We start from the raw sequence: 2,784 nt of genomic DNA on the forward strand, positions 1-2,784 counted from the left end.
GTTACCACGCGGCAGGCATCGTAGCTATGCCCTGAAGCCCATACCCGTACAAAAACCGTCGAACACTACGATAAGACTGGCCGTCCGCCGAGGACAGTAAAGCGCTTTTTGCCTCCTTTTTGGCGCCGTCAAAAAGGAGGTCGCCGGCTACGCCGGCGAAACAGCAGAGCATCCAACAATCCAGACCGCCAATCCAGCGAAGACCTACACACAACCCATCAATCCGCTTCAATCTTAGCCTTCTTCACCACCCCACCCCACAGCGTCAGCTCGCGCTGGATACGATCAGCCAGCGGCTTCGGCCCGGTAATATTGAGGTCATAGCCACCCTGCGCCATGCGCTGCTTGAAAGCCGGATCGTCGCCAATGGTCTTTTGCGCCTTGACAAGCCTGTCCACCACATCAGCCGGCAGCTTCTGCGGACCGATCAGCGCATACCAGCCGGTCAGGTCATAGTCCTTCAGCCCCGATTCGATCATGGTCGGCACCGTCGGCAACGCGGGATTGCGCGTCTTCGAAGTAACCGCCAGCGCGCGTACCTTGCCGCCATTGATATGGCCGATGGCCGTGCCGGTGATGTCGAACATGAAGGTGACCTTGCCGCTGATCACGTCGGCCATTGCCGGCGAATTGCCCTTGTAAGGCACATGCAGCATCTTCACGTTGCTCATCTGCGCCAGCAGTTCGGCCGACAGATGGTTGGAAGCGCCCACCCCGGCGGAGCCGAAGCTCACGCCCTCGGGATGCTTGCGGGCGTAGTCGACCAGCTCGCCCACGTTCTTTGCCGGGAAGTCCTTGTTTACCAGCAGCACGTTGGTGTAGTCGGTGATCAGCCCGATATACGTGTAGTCCTTGAGCGGGTTGAAGTTGACCGAGCGCTGGATCAGCGGCGTCATCGTCATGGTCGGGCTGGCAACGAAGTACAGCGTGTAGCCGTCCGGCGCGGCCTTGGCGGTCAGGTCGGCGGCGATCGCGCCGCTGGCGCCGGCGCGGTTGTCGACCACCACCGGCTGGTGCAGCACGCGGCCGAGCTGGTCGGCGTAGATGCGCGCGGCCGTATCGACCGGACCGCCTGGCGCATAGCCAACGATCAGCTTGACCGGACGCGACGGATAGGCGTCCGCGGCCCAGGCGGCGCCGTGCACCAGTGCTGCCATCAGGGCAGCGGCTTTGATCCAACTCTTCATGTGTCTCCCCCTTGCTTGATTTCTATCCCCGCGGAAGTTCCTTGCATCCGCCAGGGTGTCACCCCGACCCCGTCAGGTAATCAGTCCAGCATCGCGCGCAGCGGCTGCTTGAGCAGCTTGCCGCTGGCGGTGGTGGGAATCGCCTCGATCACGCGCACCTCGGCTGGTCGCTTGTAGGGCGCCAGGCTGTCACGCAGATAGGCATCGAGCGCGGCGCGGTCCGGTGCTTCGCCGTTCTGCATTTCGATAAAGGCCACGACTTCTTCATTGCCGTCGCTGGTGCTGCGTCCGACCACCGCAGACTGGCGCACGCCCGGGAAGGCGTTGATGACCGATTCCACTTCGATCGGGTACACGTTGAAGCCCGAGCGGATGATCAGGTCCTTCGAGCGGCCCGAGATGAACAGCGCGCCGTCGGCATCCAGGTAGCCAAGATCGCCGGTATTGAGCCAGCCGCCCGGCAGCAGCGCTTCGGCGGTCTGCTCCGGATTGCAGTAGTAGCCGAGCATCACGCCCGGGCCGCGCACGCGGATCTGGCCGCGCTCGCCCGCCGGCAGCGGGTTGCCTTCGCCATCGGTGATGTTGATCTCGACGCCCTCGACGATATAGCCGGCCGAGCAATCGGCGCGCGGCGCGTCCATGCGCGTGATGAAGAGCGAGCCGGCGTACTCGGTGATGCCGTAGCCGTGGTGCAGCGGCAGGCCGAAGTACGCCTCGACATCGCTCTTGAGCGTGGGATCGAGCGGCGCGCCGCCGGTGTACAGGTAGCGCAGCCGCGGAAAGGCCGCGCGGCCGCCCGCGCCGGCTTTGGCCGCCAGCGCCATGATGCGCGTGAACATGGTCGGCACGCCCTGCAGGATGGTCACGCCAGGCGTTGCCAGCGCTTCGAACACTTCCGCGCCGTCGAAGCGCGGCCGCAGGAACAGGCTGGCGCCCGCGTACAGCGTGGCCATCAGCACGGTGGCGATGCCGAAGATATGCGACATCGGCAGCGCGCCGTAAGCGATATCGGCCTGGCCCATGTCGCGCGAGGTGGCGGAGATGCGGGCGAAGTGTGTCAGGCCCGCGTGCGGCACCATCACGCCCTTTGGCGCGCCGGTGGTGCCGGAGGTATAGATCAGCGTGGCGACGGTGCGTGCCTGACCGGCGGGCACGCGCTCCGGCGTGGCAGTGGCGCGCGCCACGGTGATGCCAGCCGAGTACACCGGGCAGCCGGTGGGCTGCGCGCCCAGGCGTTCGCCATGCGCGGCGGCGACGTCGGAAACGTTGCCGGTGAAGAGCACCACGACCGGCTGCGCGTGGTCGCGGATATTGTCGATCTCGCGCGCCGACAGGCGCGCGTTGACCTGGATCGGCCAGGCATGCAGCAGGCTGCATGCAAACAGCGTCACCACCATCTCGCTGCAGTTCTCGCCGACCACCATCACGCGGTCGCCCTCGCCTGCCCCCTGCGCGGTCAGCCAGTCACGGGCGGCCTCGATGCGCCGCCACAACCCGCCGTAGGCGATCACGGCGCCGTCTTCATACAGGCAAGGAGCTTCGGGCGTCTGCGTGGCCCAGTGGCGGGGGATTTTGTGAATGAAATGGGGGCGGGAGG

Annotated in this window: 2 protein-coding genes; both read right to left on the reverse strand. The window is 65.7% G+C overall.

Annotation, left to right across the window (positions count from 1 at the left end):
* Positions 1-218: 218 nt before the first annotated feature.
* Positions 219-1,187, reverse strand: coding sequence for a Bug family tripartite tricarboxylate transporter substrate binding protein (locus RM96_RS31145; protein ID WP_039015599.1), 969 nt, complete (start codon positions 1,185-1,187; stop codon positions 219-221).
* A gap of 80 nt (positions 1,188-1,267) precedes the next feature.
* Positions 1,268-2,784, reverse strand: a 1,517-nt coding sequence (locus RM96_RS31150; protein WP_039015600.1) for a class I adenylate-forming enzyme family protein, incomplete at its 5' end; no start/stop codon positions are given.

Origin of the sequence: Cupriavidus sp. IDO (assembly GCF_000812465.1) — a bacterium.
Taxonomy (GTDB): domain Bacteria; phylum Pseudomonadota; class Gammaproteobacteria; order Burkholderiales; family Burkholderiaceae; genus Cupriavidus.

Bases quoted from the DNA above. Each gene is read 5' to 3' on its own strand.
- RM96_RS31145 (WP_039015599.1), bottom strand. From the start codon at position 1,187: ATGAAGAGTTGGATCAAAGCCGCTGCCCTGATGGCAGCACTGGTGCAC.